Annotated in this window: 11 protein-coding genes; 4 read left to right on the top strand and 7 right to left on the bottom strand. The window is 70.6% G+C overall.

The window, feature by feature from the left end:
* Positions 1 to 63: 63 nt before the first annotated feature.
* The gene (locus ACIBSV_RS20225; protein ID WP_395864822.1) at positions 64 to 408 is read right to left on the bottom strand and encodes a hypothetical protein; all 345 of its coding nucleotides are present in this window, start codon (positions 406 to 408) and stop codon (positions 64 to 66) included.
* Between the two features lie 348 nt (positions 409 to 756).
* Positions 757 to 1,326, bottom strand: coding sequence for a TetR/AcrR family transcriptional regulator (locus ACIBSV_RS20220; protein ID WP_395864820.1), 570 nt, complete (start codon positions 1,324 to 1,326; stop codon positions 757 to 759).
* A 175-nt stretch (positions 1,327 to 1,501) separates the two neighbouring features.
* Here ACIBSV_RS20220 and ACIBSV_RS20215 point away from each other — a divergent pair, with 175 nt between their 5' ends.
* Entirely contained in the window at positions 1,502 to 2,143 is a 642-nt protein-coding gene (locus tag ACIBSV_RS20215) for a DUF2867 domain-containing protein (RefSeq protein WP_395864818.1), read from the top strand.
* Between the two features lie 61 nt (positions 2,144 to 2,204).
* On the opposite strand, the gene ACIBSV_RS20210 is transcribed toward ACIBSV_RS20215, so the two are convergent.
* Positions 2,205 to 2,597 carry a DUF1801 domain-containing protein gene (locus ACIBSV_RS20210; RefSeq protein WP_395864816.1) on the bottom strand — a complete coding sequence of 131 codons (393 nt, stop codon included), beginning with the start codon at positions 2,595 to 2,597 and terminating at the stop codon, positions 2,205 to 2,207.
* 203 nt (positions 2,598 to 2,800) lie between these two features.
* On the opposite strand from ACIBSV_RS20210, the gene ACIBSV_RS20205 reads away from it, so the two are divergent.
* Entirely contained in the window at positions 2,801 to 2,995 is a 195-nt protein-coding gene (locus ACIBSV_RS20205) for a hypothetical protein (RefSeq protein WP_395864814.1), read from the top strand.
* A gap of 35 nt (positions 2,996 to 3,030) precedes the next feature.
* Here ACIBSV_RS20205 and ACIBSV_RS20200 read toward each other — a convergent pair whose 3' ends face one another.
* The 4 genes from ACIBSV_RS20200 to ACIBSV_RS20185 form a co-directional block, all read right to left on the bottom strand.
* Positions 3,031 to 3,822: a DNA polymerase beta superfamily protein gene (locus tag ACIBSV_RS20200; protein ID WP_395864812.1), complete on the bottom strand. Its 792-nt coding sequence runs from the start codon at positions 3,820 to 3,822 to the stop codon at positions 3,031 to 3,033.
* A gap of 309 nt (positions 3,823 to 4,131) precedes the next feature.
* On the bottom strand, positions 4,132 to 5,118 hold the full coding sequence (locus ACIBSV_RS20195) for a ricin-type beta-trefoil lectin domain protein (RefSeq protein WP_395864810.1): 987 nt from the start codon (positions 5,116 to 5,118) through the stop codon (positions 4,132 to 4,134).
* Between the two features lie 47 nt (positions 5,119 to 5,165).
* Positions 5,166 to 7,799 (bottom strand): right-handed parallel beta-helix repeat-containing protein, encoded by a 2,634-nt coding sequence (locus tag ACIBSV_RS20190; RefSeq protein ID WP_395864808.1) that lies wholly within the window; start codon positions 7,797 to 7,799, stop codon positions 5,166 to 5,168.
* Positions 7,796 to 16,417: a hypothetical protein gene (locus ACIBSV_RS20185; RefSeq protein WP_395864806.1), complete on the bottom strand. Its 8,622-nt coding sequence runs from the start codon at positions 16,415 to 16,417 to the stop codon at positions 7,796 to 7,798. The genes ACIBSV_RS20190 and ACIBSV_RS20185 overlap by 4 nt, the downstream gene beginning before the upstream one ends.
* Before the next feature lie 183 nt (positions 16,418 to 16,600).
* On the opposite strand from ACIBSV_RS20185, the gene ACIBSV_RS20180 reads away from it, so the two are divergent.
* Both ACIBSV_RS20180 and ACIBSV_RS20175 read left to right on the top strand, forming a co-directional pair.
* Positions 16,601 to 17,617, top strand: a complete 1,017-nt coding sequence (locus ACIBSV_RS20180; protein ID WP_395864804.1) for a serine/arginine repetitive matrix protein 2 — start codon at positions 16,601 to 16,603, stop codon at positions 17,615 to 17,617.
* 109 nt (positions 17,618 to 17,726) lie between these two features.
* A complete protein-coding gene (locus tag ACIBSV_RS20175) occupies positions 17,727 to 18,035 on the top strand; it encodes a hypothetical protein (protein WP_395864802.1) in 309 nt (102 codons plus the stop codon).
* The last annotated feature ends 28 nt before the right edge of the window (positions 18,036 to 18,063 follow it).

Below are 18,063 nucleotides of genomic sequence, written 5' to 3'. Positions count from 1 at the left end.
CCGGCGCGCCGACCGGCTCCGTGACTCGACGGGCAGGCCCGAACGCGCGCCGGCCGGCGTGCGCTACGCGGGAGACGCGTTCAGTTCGTGCTCTCGGGCAACGAGTTCGCCGCCCTCGTGGAGCAGCGCGGCGCGCATCTCCGGTGTCGCGGTCCGCCAGGTGGGGCGCAGGCCGAGGAGGAAGGCGTGCCGGTACGCGGATCCGATCGTCGCCGCACCCGCCTCGTCCAGCACCTCGGTCGCCACGAGGTCGAACGTCACCTCGACGACGTCGTCGGGCAGGGCGTTGATCCGCGCCACGAGGTCCTTGCGCAGCCGGTGGGCGACGGACGCGTCCACGACCCTCGGCACCACCACCCGTGCGCGGCCGTGCTCCACCAGACACTCACAGCCCCAGGTGTCGGTCACTGTCTCCCCCATCACGCGCCGAAGAACACGCCGCTCCGGGCGGGCGGTTCCGCTTGTTCGAGTCCACCGCACGTCGGGAGTCCCCGTACGGTCCGATACACAAACGAGACGAAAGCGGTGAAGCTCGCGGACTCGACGTCGTCCGGCCGACCGGAACCGGCACCTGCGGCAGGCGCCGCAGCGTACCCGGGTGCGGATCACGCCGCCACGGGCATCGGCGACGAATCGCCCGCAGGGCATGTGAAGTTGGACTCCTGGTGGGGTTCGGGCCCGCCGAACGCATCACCGGGCAGGAGCATGGGCGGTCGGCGTAGAGCGATCCGTACCGCACGGGCGTCGCGGAGTGCCCTATCGGGAGTCGGGGCGTGGGCGGTCGAGGATCAGGTCGGCCGCGTGGGCGATGACCTCGGCGCGGGTGCGGCCCTCGTGATCGGTGGCAAGGGAGCGGTGTGCGATCGCCACGCAGAAGGCCAGCAGACTGCGCGCCTCGACCTCGTCGGGATCGGAGCAGAAGGTGCCGATCATCTCGCGCAGCAGGGCCATACGCCGGTTGTCCACCCGGCGCAGGCGTTCGGCGACCGCCTCGTCGCGCCGGGCCCAGTCGCGGACGGCGAGGTCGAGGGGGAGCAGTCGGTCGTCGGAGAAGGTGAGCATGCCCGCACGCTGGATCATGGTTTTCGGGTCGCCGCCCTCGCGCTCGACCTGGTCGATCACCTCATCGGTACTCTCCCGTTCCCAGGCGTCCAGCATCGCCCGCAGCAGCGCGTCGCGGTCGGCGAAGTACCCGTAGAACCCGCCCTTGGTGACGCCGAGCCGCTTCGCCAGCGCCTCGACGCGCACGGCGTCCGGGCCGCCGTCGGCCAGCGCGCGCAGGCCCTCCTCGACCCACCTGTCGCGCGGTGTGCGAGCAGCGCCCACGGTGTGTCCCTTCGTGCCCGTCGTGCCGGTCGTGCCCCTCGTGCCCGTGCACCGGACGTATGCAGCCGCCCGTCCGATTATGCGTAACCGCATATTCGATCTTGCCTGGCGTTATACGCAAGCGTATAACAGAGGTGGCAGCAATGGCCCGAGGCAGGAAAGGCGGCGGCGCGCCGTGAGACTTCCCCGCACAGCCCATACCGATCAGCCGTGGCGGATCCACGAGCTCGCCCGTGACTTCCGGGTGGAGGACGTATGGTCCTACCGTGCTCCCGGCTCCGGTCCGGACGACTTCCCCGTCATGCTCGCCGCGATGCGCGCCGGCGGCGGGCTCGGCAAGCAGGCGCTCCCGGCCCGGTTCCTGTTCGCGGTGCGTTGGAAGCTCGGCGCCCTGCTCGGTTGGGACAAGCCGAAGACGGGTCTGGGTACGCGGGTCCGGCCGCTGCGCGACCGCGTGCCGCGCGAGCTCGCGGAGACCGTGGACCTCTCCCTCCCCGCCGGCAGTCCGTTCACGCCCGTGTACGACCTCGACAACGAGTCCGCGCGCGAACTGGCCAACCGGACGGTGCACGGGATCATGCATCTGGGGTGGGTGCGAAGCGGGGACACCGGCGGCGGTGACGGTGAGGGTGACGGTGATGGGAACGGAGACGTCGGCGACTACGAATTGCGGATGGCGGTTCTGGTCAAGGCCAACGGGCGGTACGGCAGGGTGTACATGTCCCTCATCGCACCGTTCCGCTACCTGATCGTCTATCCGGCGCTGACCCGTCAATGGGAACGGGCTTGGCGCGATCGCGAGCAGTTGCTCGCGTAAGGCGCCGGGCCTCCTCGACCTCGATGGTTCGGATCGTCGATCGCCGACGGGGCGAGCGATGTCAGCGCTTGAGCTTGCGCCAACCGCCCGCACGATTGTTGGCGATGATCTGCTCGAACATGGCGGTCAGGGCGGGTGCGTTGATCGTCTCGCCCCGGCGTACGGCCACGGTGCGGGCGGTCTTGTTGTCGTGGCCGCCGGTGATGATCCCCTCGGGGTCGGGGACGATTGCCCCGTCGTACAGGAACACGTTGACGTGGTCCTTCGCCGCCAGGAGCGCGCAGATGTTGCCCTGAAGGACGAAGTACGGTCGAACGGTGCGCTTGATGGTCTCGGCCACCTCCGGGTCGGCACCATGGACCAGGTCGCGGACCTCGCGACAGATGGCCTGCTGCCAATCGGGCAGGGCTTCGATGTAGTCGTCGACGCGCGGGTCGGTGACGTAGGAGGTCATGGTCATTCACCGTAACCGAACGACGCCGAGAAATCGGCACCATCGTCGGCGCATGTCCACGATTCGGATCCGAGGGTGTGTCCACCAGGTCCGGGACTTCCGTGCTCCTGTGACCCCCGCATGCGCATCGTCTCGCCGAGCCGGAGGTGGTGTTGGTCGTGCCATGCGGATTCCCACCCGAACGCACCGAGGCGGAACGGGACTTGCTGACGCGCCTGCCGGGCTGGTCGGATCTGCCCGCGGTTCGCAACGACAACGTGTGGGTGCTGGACGGCCCGGCGTACTTCAACCGGCCCGGACCGCGCGTGGTCCGCGGTGCCGAGATCCTCGCGTACGTCCTGCACGGCGTACGGCCACCGGTTCCCGTGACGCCTCGGGAGGCGCGGCGTCCGGGATGACTACCCGTTGCCGGCAGGTTCCGGCTCCGGAACGATCAATGGGGACAGGGTGGGCCGGTTCGGATGCCGGTCAGGCGTACCCGTACCAGGAGGTCGTGCAGCGCGTCGTGGCCCTCGGGGCGTTCCGCGAGTGTGGACGCCTCGTGCGCGTCGTCGAGGGCGGCCCGCAGCCGATCGATGTCCGCCCGTGCCGCGTCGACGGCCACCGACTCGTCCAGCGCGCCGTGCTCGGCTTCGCGTTTCGCGGCCACCAGGTCGCCGAGATAGGCCGGAGCGATGTCCCGGCACAGGTCGGCCAAGGTGGGGAGATCGGCCACGACCTGTCCCGAGCGCATCAGGTGGATCCCGGTCAGCAGGACCCGGAATGTGTACAGCAGCGGCTTGAGCTCGCCGGTCCGCTCGAACAGCCGTAGCTGCGTGCGCGCGAACCCGGCGTAGTGGTGCGCGTGGTGCCGGGTCACCAGTCCGGGGGCGAGCGCCACCAACTCGGCGTGCGCCGGCGTGGTGTGTACGACGAGTGGAGAAAGCAACTGCTCCAGGACGTAGCCGTTGCGGCGCAGCAGGAGCCGTACGAACTTTCCGAGGTCGTGGGTGACGAGGTCGTTCTCCACGCCGTCGGCTTCCCACATGCGCCCGCGCGTGTGCTCGCCCTCGCGCAGGCCGACCAACGCGGTCAGCGGCAGCAGATGCGCGCCGCGCAGGTCGACGTCGGAATCCCGGGAGGGGAAGCCGTACAGGTGCGCGCCGGACACGGTGGCGAACACGAGCGGATCGGGTTGTTCGGCCACGATCGCCGACAGGCGCTCCGGTTCGATGTCCAATGCCACGACGGGCCCTTTCCTGACGATGCTGCGGGACCCGGAATCCTAGCCCGCCACCCGCCTGCCGCGTCCCACCCGCCTGCGGCGGTCCATATGTTGGGTTGATCGCACGCGTCCCTCGGCGCGAAGACGAAGCCCACCGAACCCGGAGCCCGGCAACCGCCTTTCTCCTCGTCCCCACCGGGCCCGGACCTGATCCCGAACCGGCCCGAAACAGGGGCCGGCTCGGACCGTCTGTGCGGTCGGAGCCGGCCCCTGTTTCGGGGCGGAGCGGCCCGTGGTTCGGTCAGGGCCGTCGAGCGGGCGTTGCGGCACTCAGGCGCGGGTCCACACCTGGTTCTGCCCGGCGTGGCAGGGGTGGAGGCGGATTGCCGCGCCGTCGTTGGTCTTGAAGTCCCAGACGTCGGCGCACATGTTGGAAGCCTTCGCGTAGATGTTGTTGCCGCGCAGCGTGAACTGTTGGGCGGGGTTCCCACTGCAGTAGGCGAGTTGGATGACGGTGCCCTTCTGGGTGGAGCCCCAGGCCGCGTCCATGCACAGGCCCTTGGTGCGGATCGTGCCGTCGGATCTGATGTCCCACTTCTGGTTCACGTCTCCGTTGCACGACCACAGGACCAGCGGCGTGCCGTCGGAACCCGCGGACCCGCTCAGGCACTTGCCGGAGTACCCGTTCCGCAGCGGGTTGCCCGGGACGTTCGGCTTCGGCTGGGCCGGCGGGGGCTGGGGAGCCACCTTGGGTTGCTCCGGGGCGGGTTTGGTCAGCGGCATTTGCCGGGGCTCCATCGCGGGTTGCGTCGCGGGCCGCCCGGCGGCAGGGGGTCGCTCGGCGACCGGCGGCGCGGGAGTCGTGGCGGGCGGTGTCGACCCGGCGCCCGTCGGGGTCGAGCCGGCCTCACCGGGCGCGCCGGCCTCCCCCGGTGCGCCGGGTGCACCGGGTAGGCCGGGCGCGCCGGGTGCTCCAGGCGAACCCGGTGCCCCGGGTGAACCGGGCAGACCACGCGCACCCGGTGCGCCGGCCGCCCCGGGTTCCCCGGGCGGCACGGCGCCCGGCACCCCCGCCCCCGCCCCCGCAGCCGCGACCGTGCGATCGCCGGCCGACGTGTCGCCGCTCGCGCCGGTCGGGGTCAGCGCCACGGCCAGCGTCGTGACCGCGGCGATGCCCGCGGCCGAGCCGAGCGAGACCCACACCCGGCGCCCCGGCGCGAGACCGCGTCGGGGCCGGGTCGGCCGGCGGGCGTACGCCTGCGCCAACGAGGGCGCGGACGAACCGACGTGCGCGCCGGTTTCGTTGGGTTCGGACACAAGCTCTCCTTCGTGGGCACGACATTCTGACGGGGCGGTGTGCGCCGTCAGTCGGAGCCGACCAGTCGCGGGAGGTCCATCTCGTCGAGGACGACCAGTTGCCGCTCGTCGGGCGTGTCGATCTCGGCCATCCGCATGGCCTGACGCTCGGTCATCTGCTGGAACACCTGGCGCGCGGTGCGGCCGTTGCCGAACTGCGCGCCGCGCGGCATCGCGGTGAACAACTCGCCGAGCGCCTTGCGCGCGGGGACGCTGAGTTCGTAGCGGTGCAGGCCGGCGTGGTGCTCGACGATGCGCACCAGGTCGTCGGCCGAGTAGTCGTCGAACAGCAGGCTGCGGGTGAAACGCGAGGACAGGCCCGGGTTCGAGGCGATGAACCGCTCCATCTCGCCGGGGTATCCGGCGACGATCACGACGACTTCGTCCCGGTGGTCCTCCATGAGCTTCACGAGCGTCGCGACGGCCTCGCCGCCGAAGTCGTTCGCGACACCGGCGGGCACGAGCGCGTACGCCTCGTCGATGAACAACACGCCGCCGCGGGCACGATTGAACGACTCGGTCGTCTTCGGGCCGGTGTGCCCGACGTATTCGCCGACCAGGGAACTGCGGTCGACCTCGACCAGATGGCCGCGTTCGAGCAGGCCGAGCGCCTTCAACAACCTTCCGTACAGGCGGGCGATGGTCGTCTTCCCGGTGCCCGGGTTGCCCGCGAAGACCAGGTGACGACTCAGCGGTGGCGCGGGCAGCCCGGCCTCCTGACGCATGCGCACCGTCTGCATCAGCTTGACCATGCCGCCGACATCGCGTTTGACGCCGCCCAGTCCCACGAGTTCGGCGAGTTCGGCGAGCAGGTCCTCCAGGGTCTCGGGCGGCGGCGGAGCCTCGCCCGACTCGGCCAGGTCGGCCGACACCGGCGCGGCGACCGTGGGCGGCCCGCCCGCCGAAGCGACGCCGGCCGCGACCCCGGGCGGTGCCGCGGGTTGGCGCGGTGTCCGCGTGGACGCCTCCGACAGGGTGGGCAGCGAGGGCGCGGCCACCCGGACGGACACGCACTCCTCGAACACCGGGCGCGCACCCTCGCTGTGGCCGACGTCCTGTGCGCAGTCGAAGACCCGACAGCCGACGAAGTGCGGTTCGGCGTCGCGGCCGATGTGCAGGGCGGGGTACGCGCACGCCGACAGGTCGCTGTGTTCGATCACCCCACGCGCGCCCTCGCCGAACAGGATGCCGTTCTTCGCGGTCCCGTCCACCCGGATGCCGCGCACCGTCGGCTCGGCGCCGCGCCCCACCACCAGTCCGCTGCCGCCGACCGCGAAGATGCCGCCACCGTCCATCCGCAGCCGCGCACCGGCGTCGACGCTGACACCCGCGCTGCCGGTCTCGGCGATCCGGGTCGCGTACAGCGCGGCGACCGCGTCGGTGCCGATCTCGACGCCCGTCCTGCGCTGCCCGCTCACCACGCATTCGCGCAGCTCGCAGGCCGTGGAGGAGCGCAGACGGACGCCCGTCTCGCCGCCCTCGATCCGGCCGGCGCGCATCGAGAGCGTGGCCTGGTCGGCCACGTGCACTCCGCACATGCTCGCCCCCGTGACCGTGGTGTCCACGATCTCCGCGTCGGCGGACCCCACCACCGCGAAGCCGTGTTCCTCGCTGCCGTCGAGACGGCAACCGCCGATCCGGGCTCGGGCGTTCGCGCCGAGGTGCACCGCGGTGAATCCGGTGCGAGTGATCAGCGACGCGGTCACGGTCACCTCGGATTCGCCGAGCGCGACGACGCCGTTGGCGGCCGGGCCGGCGATCCGGCAGCCGTGCGCGGTGAGGTGCGCCGTACCGCCGACCGCCACCGCGCTGCCTTTGGCGTCGGTGATCCGGCAGTCGTCGAGGTGGACGCGGGCCTCGTGTTCGGCCTGGACGCCGCTGCGCCCGACGTCGCGCACGCGGCAGTCGTCGAGGCACACCTCGCCGCGCTCCTCGACCAGGACGCCGTTGCGTCCGGCGCCGTCGAGCGTGCTGTCCCGGGCCAGCAGTCGGGCGTCGCCGCGTACCCGCAGCGCCGAACCGGAGGTCTCGCGCACCCGCAACCGGTCGGCGATCAGTACCGCGTGACCGGACAACACCACCCCGACGCCGTCGATGGTCTCCAGGGTCGTGTCCTCGACGCGGGCCCGGGCGTCGCCGTCCAGCACCACCGCGGCGTGTCGCGCCCCGCGCAGCCGGGTCCGGCGGATCAGCAGGACGCCGCCGCCGGTCGGGTCGCCGAGGTCGGCGTCGAGGGTGTCGGCGAGGGTGAGTGTGGCGTTCCGCGCGTTGCCGCTCGCCTTCGCCGAGCCGAGCACGTCCACGCGGCCGCGGTCGAGTTCGCACGCGTCGAGGGTGAGGCCGGCCGCGTCCTCCACCCGGACCACCGGCTCCGCCGGGTCGGCGCCGTGCAGGACGAGGCCGCGGACCACGCAACCGGGGGCGGCGACGGTCAGGGCCACTCCGGCCGGCGGGCGGAGCACGACGGTTCCCGCCCCGTTCTCCGGCCGCAGGACCACCCGCCGCTCCAGCCGCAGGCGCTCCTCGTACTCGCCGGGCGCGACGAGGATTTCGGCGCCGGCGGGTGCGGCGGCGAGTGCGGCCCCGATGTCGCGGTGGGCGCCTCGGCCCCTGGGGCCGACGCGGAAGACCGGTGTGCTCATCCGGTACCCGTTCCTGGCAGTAGGTTGTCGGACGACGTTCCGTCGGGCACATGGCCGATCCAGCGCACGGTCGCGGGACTGAACACCAGCAGGCCGACGAGCTTGTCGACCAGCTTGCCCAGTGCGCCGACCACGAAGATGTCCATCGGCCCCTGGCGGTGGATCCACCGACTGCCGACCAAGTGCTGGACCAGGGTGCGGAGCGCGCCGACCGAGACGGTGTCGAGAGCCCCGCCGACCATGGACGCCAGGCCGGCCAACGCGGCGTCTCCGCCGGTGAGTTTGATGATCGCGCCGTCGGCGCTGCGGACCCCGAAGATGGCGGACTGCGACGCGCCGCTGACGAACCCGGCGAGCGCGCCGGTGGCGAGGCCGAGGGTGAACTCGTAGGTGCCGCCGCGCCACCGCACCGGACGCTCGTTCGCCCCCCACTCGGTGTTGTGGCTGTCGTCGTTGGGCCGCCAACTCCCCGGCATCCCGTAGTCGATGTTCGACCAGTGCACCTTCCAGCCGCCCCGGTTGAACGCCATGTGCGCCGCCGAGACGCTGCCCTTGGTCATCGAACTCAACGAGGCGCCGAACGCGGCGCGTCCGACGTCCACCATGCTCAACGCGCCGCCGGAGATCATCCGGACCATGGACAGGACGACGAGGTTCATGGCGAAGTCGAGCAGGAACTCGTGCGTCATGTCGATGCCGATGGACTGGATCGCCCGGAGCGCGAACGGCGCCGGGACCGCCTCGCCGTCCACGGACGGACCGAAGGTCCAGCGGTTCGGTTCGCGGAACGTGCGGTTGAGGCCGCGGTATTCGTTGGCCCAGCCGGTGAAGTGCGTCTCCCGTCCGATGATGGTGTCGACGCCGTTGACGTCGTACTCGTGGATGTACCCGGGGATCGTGCGGTCGTTGATGACGGTGACGCCGTCCGTGTCGTAGCGCCGCGCGTGCTTGTTGAAGTTGTTCGTCTCCAGGAACGTGCCGTCCGAGAGCCGAATCTTGACCTGGGCGAGGATGCCTTGGTCGGACTCCTGCCACACGTGCCGGTCGAACGCCGTGGTGGGCGAGGGGCGGAAGTCGCGCACCCGGAACGGGCTGTCGGTGAGAGAGTCCCGGAACGCGTTGGTGAACTTGCGCTCCGGGATCTCCTGGACCACCTGGTCGTCGAGGCTGCTGATCCGGTCGGACCACCGGGCGCCCTTCGCCCAGCCGGGGAGCCGGTTGCCGTCCGCGTCGAACCAGTGCCGGACGCGGTCGCCGACGCCGTCGCCGAAGGACATCACATTGCCGTTCGGGTCCAGCTTGTTCCAGTGCCAGACCTCATTGCCCCGGGCGTCGACGCCACGCCACGCCACGACGCTCAGACCCTCGCCGAGTTGTCGATGGTCGCGGATGAGGTTGCCGGTCGCGTCGTAGTCCTGGAACGACTCGCGGTCGAAGTGCCACGGCGTGATCTGCCGCTCGAACGCGGTGGTGCGGATGCCGCCCGTCTCCGGGTGGGCCGCGTCGTGCCACCGGAACCGGCGGGTGTTCGCCCCCATGGTGCCGACGATGTCGAGGTGCCCGGCCCCGTTGGGATCGGGAAAGGAATCCGAACGACCGACGACGACGCCGTGGTGGTTGTACATCGTCCAGTCGCCGTTGTGGGCATCGATGGAGGTGCGGGTGTTGGGCCCCGCGCCCCCCGCGCCGTCGTTCGGCCTGGGCCGGTAGTCGATGAACGTGCCGTCGTCGAAGCCGGTCCGGACCACGGTCCACGGCTTGGCGCCCGGGGTGTACCAGTCGCCGTCGGCCAGGTCGTTGGTGACGCGGTCCTGCCAGGTGACGCGCTTGCCGCCCACGCCCGGGGTCGGGACGAAGTCGCCCTGTACGAACGTCCGGTGGCCTTGGAGACCGTCGGCGCCTTCGGTCCACGGGAGGTAGTGCGGTCGATGTGCCACCGGCTGCCCCACGTTCGGCCCCGCGTGGACGGCGGGCAGCCGTACGTCGCCGACGGTCAGGGTCTTGCCGCCGAGCAGCGTGCGTGTCTCGCGGACGATGTCGCCGTTGCTCGCGACGTCGATCACGGTCTTGTTGTTGGTGGTGAACTGCACGCCGCGGGTGCCCGCGCCGCCGCCCGCCGGCTCCTGGGTCCACGTCGCCACGCGCAGGCGATTGTCCTTGGCCAGCCACTGGTGCCCGCTGAGGTCGGTGGTGCGGATGTCGGAGCTGAACATGTTGCGGAAGAACACCGGAGGCCGCTGCTCGGCGAACCGCTCGACCTTGAGGAAGTCGCCGTTTAACAGTGTCTTGCCGAACCCGTTGACGTTGCCGTCCGGGTGCCGGGAGACGAAGTCCCGCTTGGGGATGCCGTCCGGGCCCATCTCGACCTGGTGGTAGCGGCGCACGTCGTGCAGACCGAACTGGAAGCGGCCGTACTTCTCCTGGGAGGTGAGGAGTCGGTTCGTGATCGGATGGTTCATCTTGTCGGTCCAGCCACGCCCGGGACCCCAGTGCCGGGTTCCCGAGGCGATCTGCCCGAAGTCGGCGTCGTACCGCACCCATGTGGTGTCCGCGAAGCTCTGCCCGGCCGGCACGGTGTCCAGCCTGGCCAGCACGTGGCCGCCGTCCGCGCTGAGTTGGAAGTGCCGCACGCGGACGTCGAAGCCGAACACGCTCTTGACGTCGAACCAACTGCGCGTGCTTTCGCCCCAGTGCCGGGTGCCGTGCTGCACCAGGTTGCCGTTCGGGGTGAACTCGGCCCACGGTCCGCGCTGATTGAACCAGCCGAAGGTGCCCAGGCTGGCCGTCGAGTGGTGCGCGTCGAGCATGCCGCCGTCGGGCAACCAGCGACGTTCGAAGACGGTGACCTTGAGATGGCTGATCAGGTGGACCCGGCCCGCCGCCGCGCCCTGCATGTCGACCGGGCCGCCCTCGAACCACTTCCGGGTCGGCGGAGCGGGCACCGGTACGCCGTGCGCGTCGGTCTTGACCAGCGCCCACGTGGGATCGCCGTCGGCCGGGTGGGTGATCGCGAAGTGCCGATTCGGGTGGATCCGGCCCTTGGCGTCGACCATGTCGATGCGCTGGAACTCCAGGCGACCGCCCGCGTCGAAGAGTCGGAACTCGCGGGTCTGCGCGCCGATGCCGTCGACCCGGTATCCGCCGCCCGGTTGCGGGATCGCCCGCAGGCCCGGGAGCGCGTCGAGATTGCCGTCCAGGATCCGCAGGTTGCCCGCCGTCGTGTCCAGGAATCGCGTCTGCCCGGGCTTGCCGATCCGGGCGTCCGACAGCCCGATGCCGTCGAAGCGGTGGACGCCGGCGCCGTCGTTCACCCGGAAGACGGTGATGTGGCCACCGTCGCGCGGCACCTGGTGCGGAGTCGCGGTGAATTCGAGCCCGCCGTTCTCGTCGAACAGGCGGAACCCGCCGTCGGCGGTGCGCACATTGAACCCGCCGCCGTCGCGCGGATGCACGGTGATGTTCGGGATGTCGACGAGGTCGCCGCCGACCAGGGAGTGTGCCCCGCCCGGGTGCACGCGGACGTTCTGCGGCAGGTGCGCGCCGCCCACGTCGCGCAGGCGCAACACCCGGAAGTCGAACTCGCCGGTGTTCGAGAAGACCCGAATCGACGGCGATTCGTGGCCGGCGACCTGGAGGGTACCGTCGGGGCGGGTGTGCACCGAGAATTCGAGGTTTTGGCCGTTCGCGTGCTTGACGAGCGGCAGCGGGCCGGGCGCGGGCGCCCCGGCGGCCCCGGCGGCCGGGGCGGGGTTGAAGAAGACGAACTCGCCCGTCGGAGCCCCATGGGGGCCACGCAGGCCGATGGCGTCGAAGCGGTGCTCGCCCCGCAGGCCCACGACGACGTGGTCGGTGTCGTCGAGGATCCGGAAGCCGTCTCCCCGCAACCCGTTCTGCCGCACGACGTGCGTGTCCGGGACGGGGCCGAGTCGTCCGTCCACGAGGGTGACGGTCCCGGCGGCGTCGACCCGGACGAACCGCCCCCCGAACGGGCCGCCGACCACGTGGATCGCCTGGTACCGGCGCACTCCGTCGAGACCGTGCGCGGCGAACGACCCGTCGGGGTCGGTGAGCCGCAGTTCGTCGCCGACCCGGGTGATGGTGACGTTCGGATCGGGTACGCCGGCCTGGTTGCTCGGGTGCGGCACCGGCACGTCGGGGGTGTCGACCGGCGTGTGCACGTACTGCCCGACCGACGCGTCGCCGACCCTGAGTTCGAGGACGTTGTGCGTGCGCGCGCCCGCGCCGTCGACGAGGATCGCGCCGCCGCGGTACTCGACCAGGTACCCGCCGCCGTGTTGCGGTGTGACGCTCGTGTGCGGCACGGTCGTGCCGTCGCCTCGGGTGAGGTGCGGGACGCCGCCGACGTTCTCGGGCATCCGGATGAACCCGCCGGGGGCACCGCCGCCGGTGAGCGGGAGCGCGGTGTGCGAGAACACGCCCTGTGGCGTGTGCACGTCCACCGTCCCATGCGGTTGCCCGTCGGGGCCGGTGCGGGTGATGTGGAACGTGTTGTCGACGTGGGCGACGGTCGCGGTCGTGGACGGCGTACCGTCCACGCCGCGCGGGGCGGGCAGCGGGTCCGCGGCGCCGACCGGGGTGAAGACGTGCAGCCCCGTTCCCCGGTTGTCGGCGGTGGTGAGGGTGACGACGTCGTGTCCGCGGGCGCCTGTGGCGTCGACGTGGAACTGCCCGCCCGGGTGCTGGATCCGGAACTCGCCGCCCACTTGCGGGACGACCCGGGTGCCGGGGATCGGCGTGCCGTCGGCGCCGGCCAGATGCGGCGTGTCGACATGCGGCGAGCGGATGTGACCACCCGGCACGCCCAGCCCGTCGATGCCGCCGAGCGCAAGCGAGTCGTGCGAGAACCGGCCGTTCGCGCCGAAGACCCGGACGGCGGGACCGGCGTCGGTGGGGACGACATGGAACATGCCGTTCGCACCCGGCGGCACGGTGACGGAGCCCAGTGTCCTGGTGGCGCCGGCGTCGACGAGGGAGAGGGCCCCGCCGTCGTCCGGGGTCAGCACGTGCATGGGCAGCACGTGGCCGGTGGAATCGGTCAGCCGCAGGCCGCTGTGCGAGGGTGCGCCGGTCGTCCGGTCGTGGATCCGGAAGCCGGTGCCGGTGGGGATGTTGACCCCGGTCGCGCTGACCCGTACCGGTGACCCGCCCGGGTTGTGCACCTTGCCGTCGGCGTCGAAGTGGGTGATACCGAGGGGTTGGTCCTCCACATCGACGCGGATGACGACGAGGTTGCGGTCGAAGTCGCCGCCGCTGAGCGTGATGCGCCGCTCGATGCCGACGAGTCGGCCGCCGGCCGCGGACATGTCGAAGTCCCAACGGCGGATCTCGACGTTCGGCACCACGTCCTGCTCGACGCGCACGATGGTGTTCCCGGACGGTCCGGTGTGGTGCGAGGGGATCAGCGGGGGTCCGTCCGCAGCGCCCACCGTGCGGATTCCTTCGATGCCGTCGGCGCCGAGGCGGACCTCGATCCGGGTCCCGGGCAGCCCCGGGATGTCGACGAGGTGCGAGCCCGGGCCGGTCACGGTGCCCGGGCCGGGCACCGTCGGCACGGTCGTGCCGGCACCGAGGGTCGTCGACCCGGTGATCGTGCCGGCCGGGGGCATGGTGGTCAGCTCGACGGACTGCCCGGGGACGGGGCCGGTGACGTGCGCGTCGATGATCTGGTCGTCGAGGAGTCGGTGGTTGTTCAGCGCGCTCAGTTCGTAGTCCCACCGGTGCACGCCGCCCGCGAAGGCCTGTTCGATCCGCAGGATCTGTTGGTCGCCGACGGTGATGTGGGTCGCGCTGATGTCGGTGCGCCCGCCCGAGGCGACGTGGATGTCGACGAGCCGGTCCGCCCGGGAGCTCGGCAGCACCCGCACCTCGACGCCGCCCAGGCCGGGGATGTTGCTGAAGGTGTGCGCGAAGTCGTACCGCACGTTGTTCACCATGAACACCGTGAGGTCGTCGGCCGTCGGGCGCAGCGTGGGGAAGTGGCCCCCGGTGGTGGGGACGCCGCCCACGCCCGCGGTGCCCGCGGGGTCCACCGGCGGGGTGTCGCCCGGTCCGCCGCGCGGCGACAGGGTGCCGAACGTCACGCGGCTGCCGTTGACGTCGACGTGTGTCGTCGCGCCGCCGGCGCCCTTGAGGTCGGCCGTGTTCGGGGCCGGCGCGGTGGGCGAGGTGGCGACGTGCCCACCCCGGACCGGGGGTATTTCGACGGCACCGGTGTTCGGCGCCCCGACCCCGGGGCCGGTGTGCGGCGTTCGGAGGTCGGGCGTGCCCACCTGGGTGATGCCCGACACTCCGCCGACGTTGGGCGCGGCCGGCTGTGCGACGTTGGGCACGCTGCCGAGGTTCGGGGTCGCGACGTGTCCGAGTCCCCCGGTGACGCCGATCCCCGGCGTGGAGACCTGACCCGTGTGGGGTAGCGCGCCGACGCTCGGCGCCTGGACCTGCGATGCGAGCGGGACCGAGCCGATCTCCGGGACGTTGACCCGGGCGCCGTCGTGCAGCCCGGTGACCTGCGGGGTGGAGAGGTTGGCGGAGGAAACGGCCGGTACGTCGGCCAGTTGTGCGCCGACGGTGGGCGGTTTGAGATCGCCGAGCAGTTGGCCCGGGAAGGCCCCGGCATTGTGGCCGAGCGTGGGGGCGAGGGAGCCGGTGAGGCCGGAGACGGGTGTGGTCGACACGGTCGGGAGATTGACGTGTGCCGGCGTCGGCGTCGCCACGTTGGGCAGCGCGGCGGTGCCCGAGTGCGGGAGCGAGACGTTGCCGATCTGCGGGAGGGCGACGGTCCCCATGCCTTCGACATGGGGGAGGGCGATCGAGCCGGTCGAGGGCAGGTCGTGCACCAGCGCGCTCGATCCCGGCAGCCCGACGTCGACCTTGGGCAGTGCGTTGGTGACCGTGTCGAGGTTCGGGATGCTGATGTGGCCGAGCGAACTCGCCGGTGCGTGGAGCCCGCCCGTGCCCAGCGCGGTCACGCCCGTCCCGGTGACGGCGGGCGGCACGCCGAGTCTGCCGCCGAGGTCCAACGTGCCCAGTCCGTTGAAGGAGAACGGCGGCAGGTCGACGATCTTGGCACCGAACCCGGTGAGCGGCACCACCGCGCCGAGGTTGCCGCTGTTGGCGAGATAGGTGTCCAGGCTCGGGAAGGTACCCGCGTGGAACCCGTCGCCGAACTTGCCGAGCGAGGGGACGTTCACCATGCCCAACTCGCCGAGTCCGCTGGTGAATCGCGTGGACAGGGGCGGCATGTCGAACCCGCGACCGAGTGGACCGGTGTTCAGCGCGTCGAGGCCACCGATGTCGACATGCGGCAGCTTCCCCAGACCGCCGCCCGATCCGAAGGCGGTGAAGCCCGCGTGTACGCCGCCGGTGATCTTGGAACCCGCGCCGATGAACTTGCCGTCGATGAAGGCGCCGTAGCGGTACATGTTGAACATGCCGCGGTCGATGAAGCCGATCCGGAAGGCGAGCCCCAGGCCCTGGCCCATCTCGTCGGCCGCCACCGGCAGGAACAGCCGCAGACTCTTGAAGCCGCTCAGGCCGCTCGCGATCGAACCCCCCAGCCCCTTGAAGGCGTTGACCGTTCTGACGATGCTGCGCAGGCCGAAGAACGTCTTCGCGCCGGCCAGGTTGATCACGGTCAGGTCGGCGCCGATCGGGAAGACGCGGATGCCGCGCCCGACATTGACGCCGAACATGGAGAGTTCGGGTATGTGGGTCAGGGCGGGACCGAGCTTGATGCCTTGGATCCCGCCCTTGATCCACGCGCCGCCCGCGGCGAGCGCGTCGTCGATACCCAGCCCCATCCGGCCGAGCAGCCCGAACGAGTTGGCGCCGCCGCGGAAGAAGGTCTTCGTGCCGGCGAGGCCGCGCGTACCGGTGCCCTTGATGACGTTCCACAGACTGCCGAGATGCAGTCCCTTGGTGGTCGGGGCGATCATCCCCAGGATGCCCAGCACGAGCTCGGTGACGCCCGCCTTGCCGTGCGCGAAGTCGATCGCGGTCTTGATCATGAGCGCGACATTCAGGGCGATGGACAGCAGCGCGACCACGCCGCCGAGGAAGATCGCCGGAACGACCAGGAACATCGCGATCCAGGAGAGCGCCTTCCAGAACTCGTCGCACTCGTCCACGGGGGAGGCGATGGACTCGGCGGCGGCGTTGAGCGCTCGCGCGGCGGTGTCGGCCGCGTCCTCCAGGGTGGTCTTGGCATCCGCCGCGGTGGCCTTGTGCGTGTCCCGGCCCGCGTCGTCGTCCTCGGACAGCGCGGCGGCCGCGGACAGGGCCGTGTCCGCGCGTTGTTGCTGCGTGCGCACGATGGCGACGTAGGTCACCAGGGCGGCGCGTACCTTTTCGTGCGCCTTCTTGTACGTCGAGATGTAGTTGCGCAGATTGCCGTCGATGACGCCGCGCATGGCGTCCGCCGTCTTGCCGATGAAGACGGTGCTCGCGGTGTTCTTGACCTCGTTCAGGCCGTTGTCGATCTCCCGTGCGAGATCGATGAATTCGAGTTCCGCGGCGATCACGCGGTCGATCCGGTCGGGGTCGCCGGGGGTGGGGTCGCGGTCGAGACCGAGCGCACTCCAGTCTCCCGGACGAGCCATCGAGGTGCCCCTTTCGCTCGATCGTGCAACCACGGCCGCCTTCTGTACGCGCCTTCCTCGGGAGAGGTTCAATCTTTCTCCGAGTAACGTCGTTGAACCTCCATCGGTTGCAACGCGTACAGAAGTGAAGGCAGTTCGAGGAGCGGTGCACGACGCGGTCTCGTCGAGGGGCAGGAGGTCGAAATGGTCGATTTCGCGGTCGACTACAACAACCTGTACACGATCCAGAGCAAGCTGCGAAACCTTGCCAAGCAGGCCGATTCGGGCAGTGGCGGAGCATTTCGGGAGCTCGGCGAGGCGGCGGCCGGCGAACGAAAGGCGTGTCTGGGCACGTCGAGTCTGTCGTACGCGTTCAACAGCTTCCACCGCCACTCGAAGTCCCGTACCGGTAAAGCGAAGGAGGGTCTCAACCAGCTTGCGGACACCTTCAAGGCGGTGTCCGACCGGTTCTTCGACGCCGACCAGCGGATTGCCGCCGGGGCCGGTCTGATGACCGTGGGTCTGGGCCTGGACAAGTGGCGGAACATCAAGGCGACGCACGACAAGTGGGTGGCGGACAAGGCCAAGTGGGACGCGTACCTGGCCTCGATCGGTGCCACCGACTACTTCCGCGACCATCCCGACCAGAGAATCCGGTCGGTATGCCACGCCCCGGACGCCCCGGCGTGGTGTGCCGCGTGGATCGCCAAGGGCGAGGACAGCGCACCTCCCAACCCCGGGAAGGAGCCGCCCAAACCCGACGACAAGCCCCCGACCTCGTACCACCACGAGGACAAGGACGGCAAGATCGACGTCAGCGTCGAGTTGGACAAGGACAACAACGTCGTCAAGGAGACCTCGAAGATCACCACCGCGCAGGGGCAGAGCTACGAGACGATCACGACGTACAAGGGCCCGCCGGAATGGGTCGAGATCCCGGACGGCGACGACAAGGGCAACGAGCCGGACCGGATCGACGTCCGCGACTACACCATCACCACCAACTTCGGTGACGGTACCTCGAGTACGGCCGTCTTCACGATCAACAAGGACGGCGGCGGCACGATGGTCTCCACCGCAGACGGCAAGTCCGAGCACTACATCCGGAGCGGACCGAAAGACAAGTGGAAGCCGGATCCCGCGTACGCCGACAGCGACTCCGGTCGCGACAAGAAGACGGGCACCGGCACCGGCGACAAGGGAAAGAACCACATCATTTGACCCCCGCCCCACCGGCGTTCACCCGCGCACTCGTACCCGCCTCCGCACCGACTCCCGTTCCCGCTCCCGTTCCCGATTCCGTTCGCTTCCGTGACCGAGGAGATTCGCCATGGCCGCCAACATCAAACTCACCTACGCCGAGATAACCCGGGTGTCCAATCTGTTGGACAACAGTGTCGACCACACGCTCGTGCCCCGGATGAAGGAGGCCAAGGACGAGGTGGACACCCTGCTCACCCAGAACCTCGTGCTGACCAAGGCCAGTCCGGCGTTGCAGAGCCAGTACGAGAAGTTCAACACCGCGCTCACCCAGGCCACCGAGAGCATCAAGGGCTACGCGACGCAGTTCCGCCAGATCATGACGTCCGTGCAGGACCTGGACAAGGACATCGCGGACAAGGTCAACTCGCCCCAGTAGCAGCCCGTTTACCCATGCAAGCAACCGT

The organism is Embleya sp. NPDC050154 (genome assembly GCF_044460165.1).
Taxonomy (GTDB): Bacteria; Actinomycetota; Actinomycetes; order Streptomycetales; family Streptomycetaceae; genus Embleya.
Note: the sequence above shows the minus strand (reverse complement) of the source record. Positions and strands in the feature narration are given on the sequence as shown.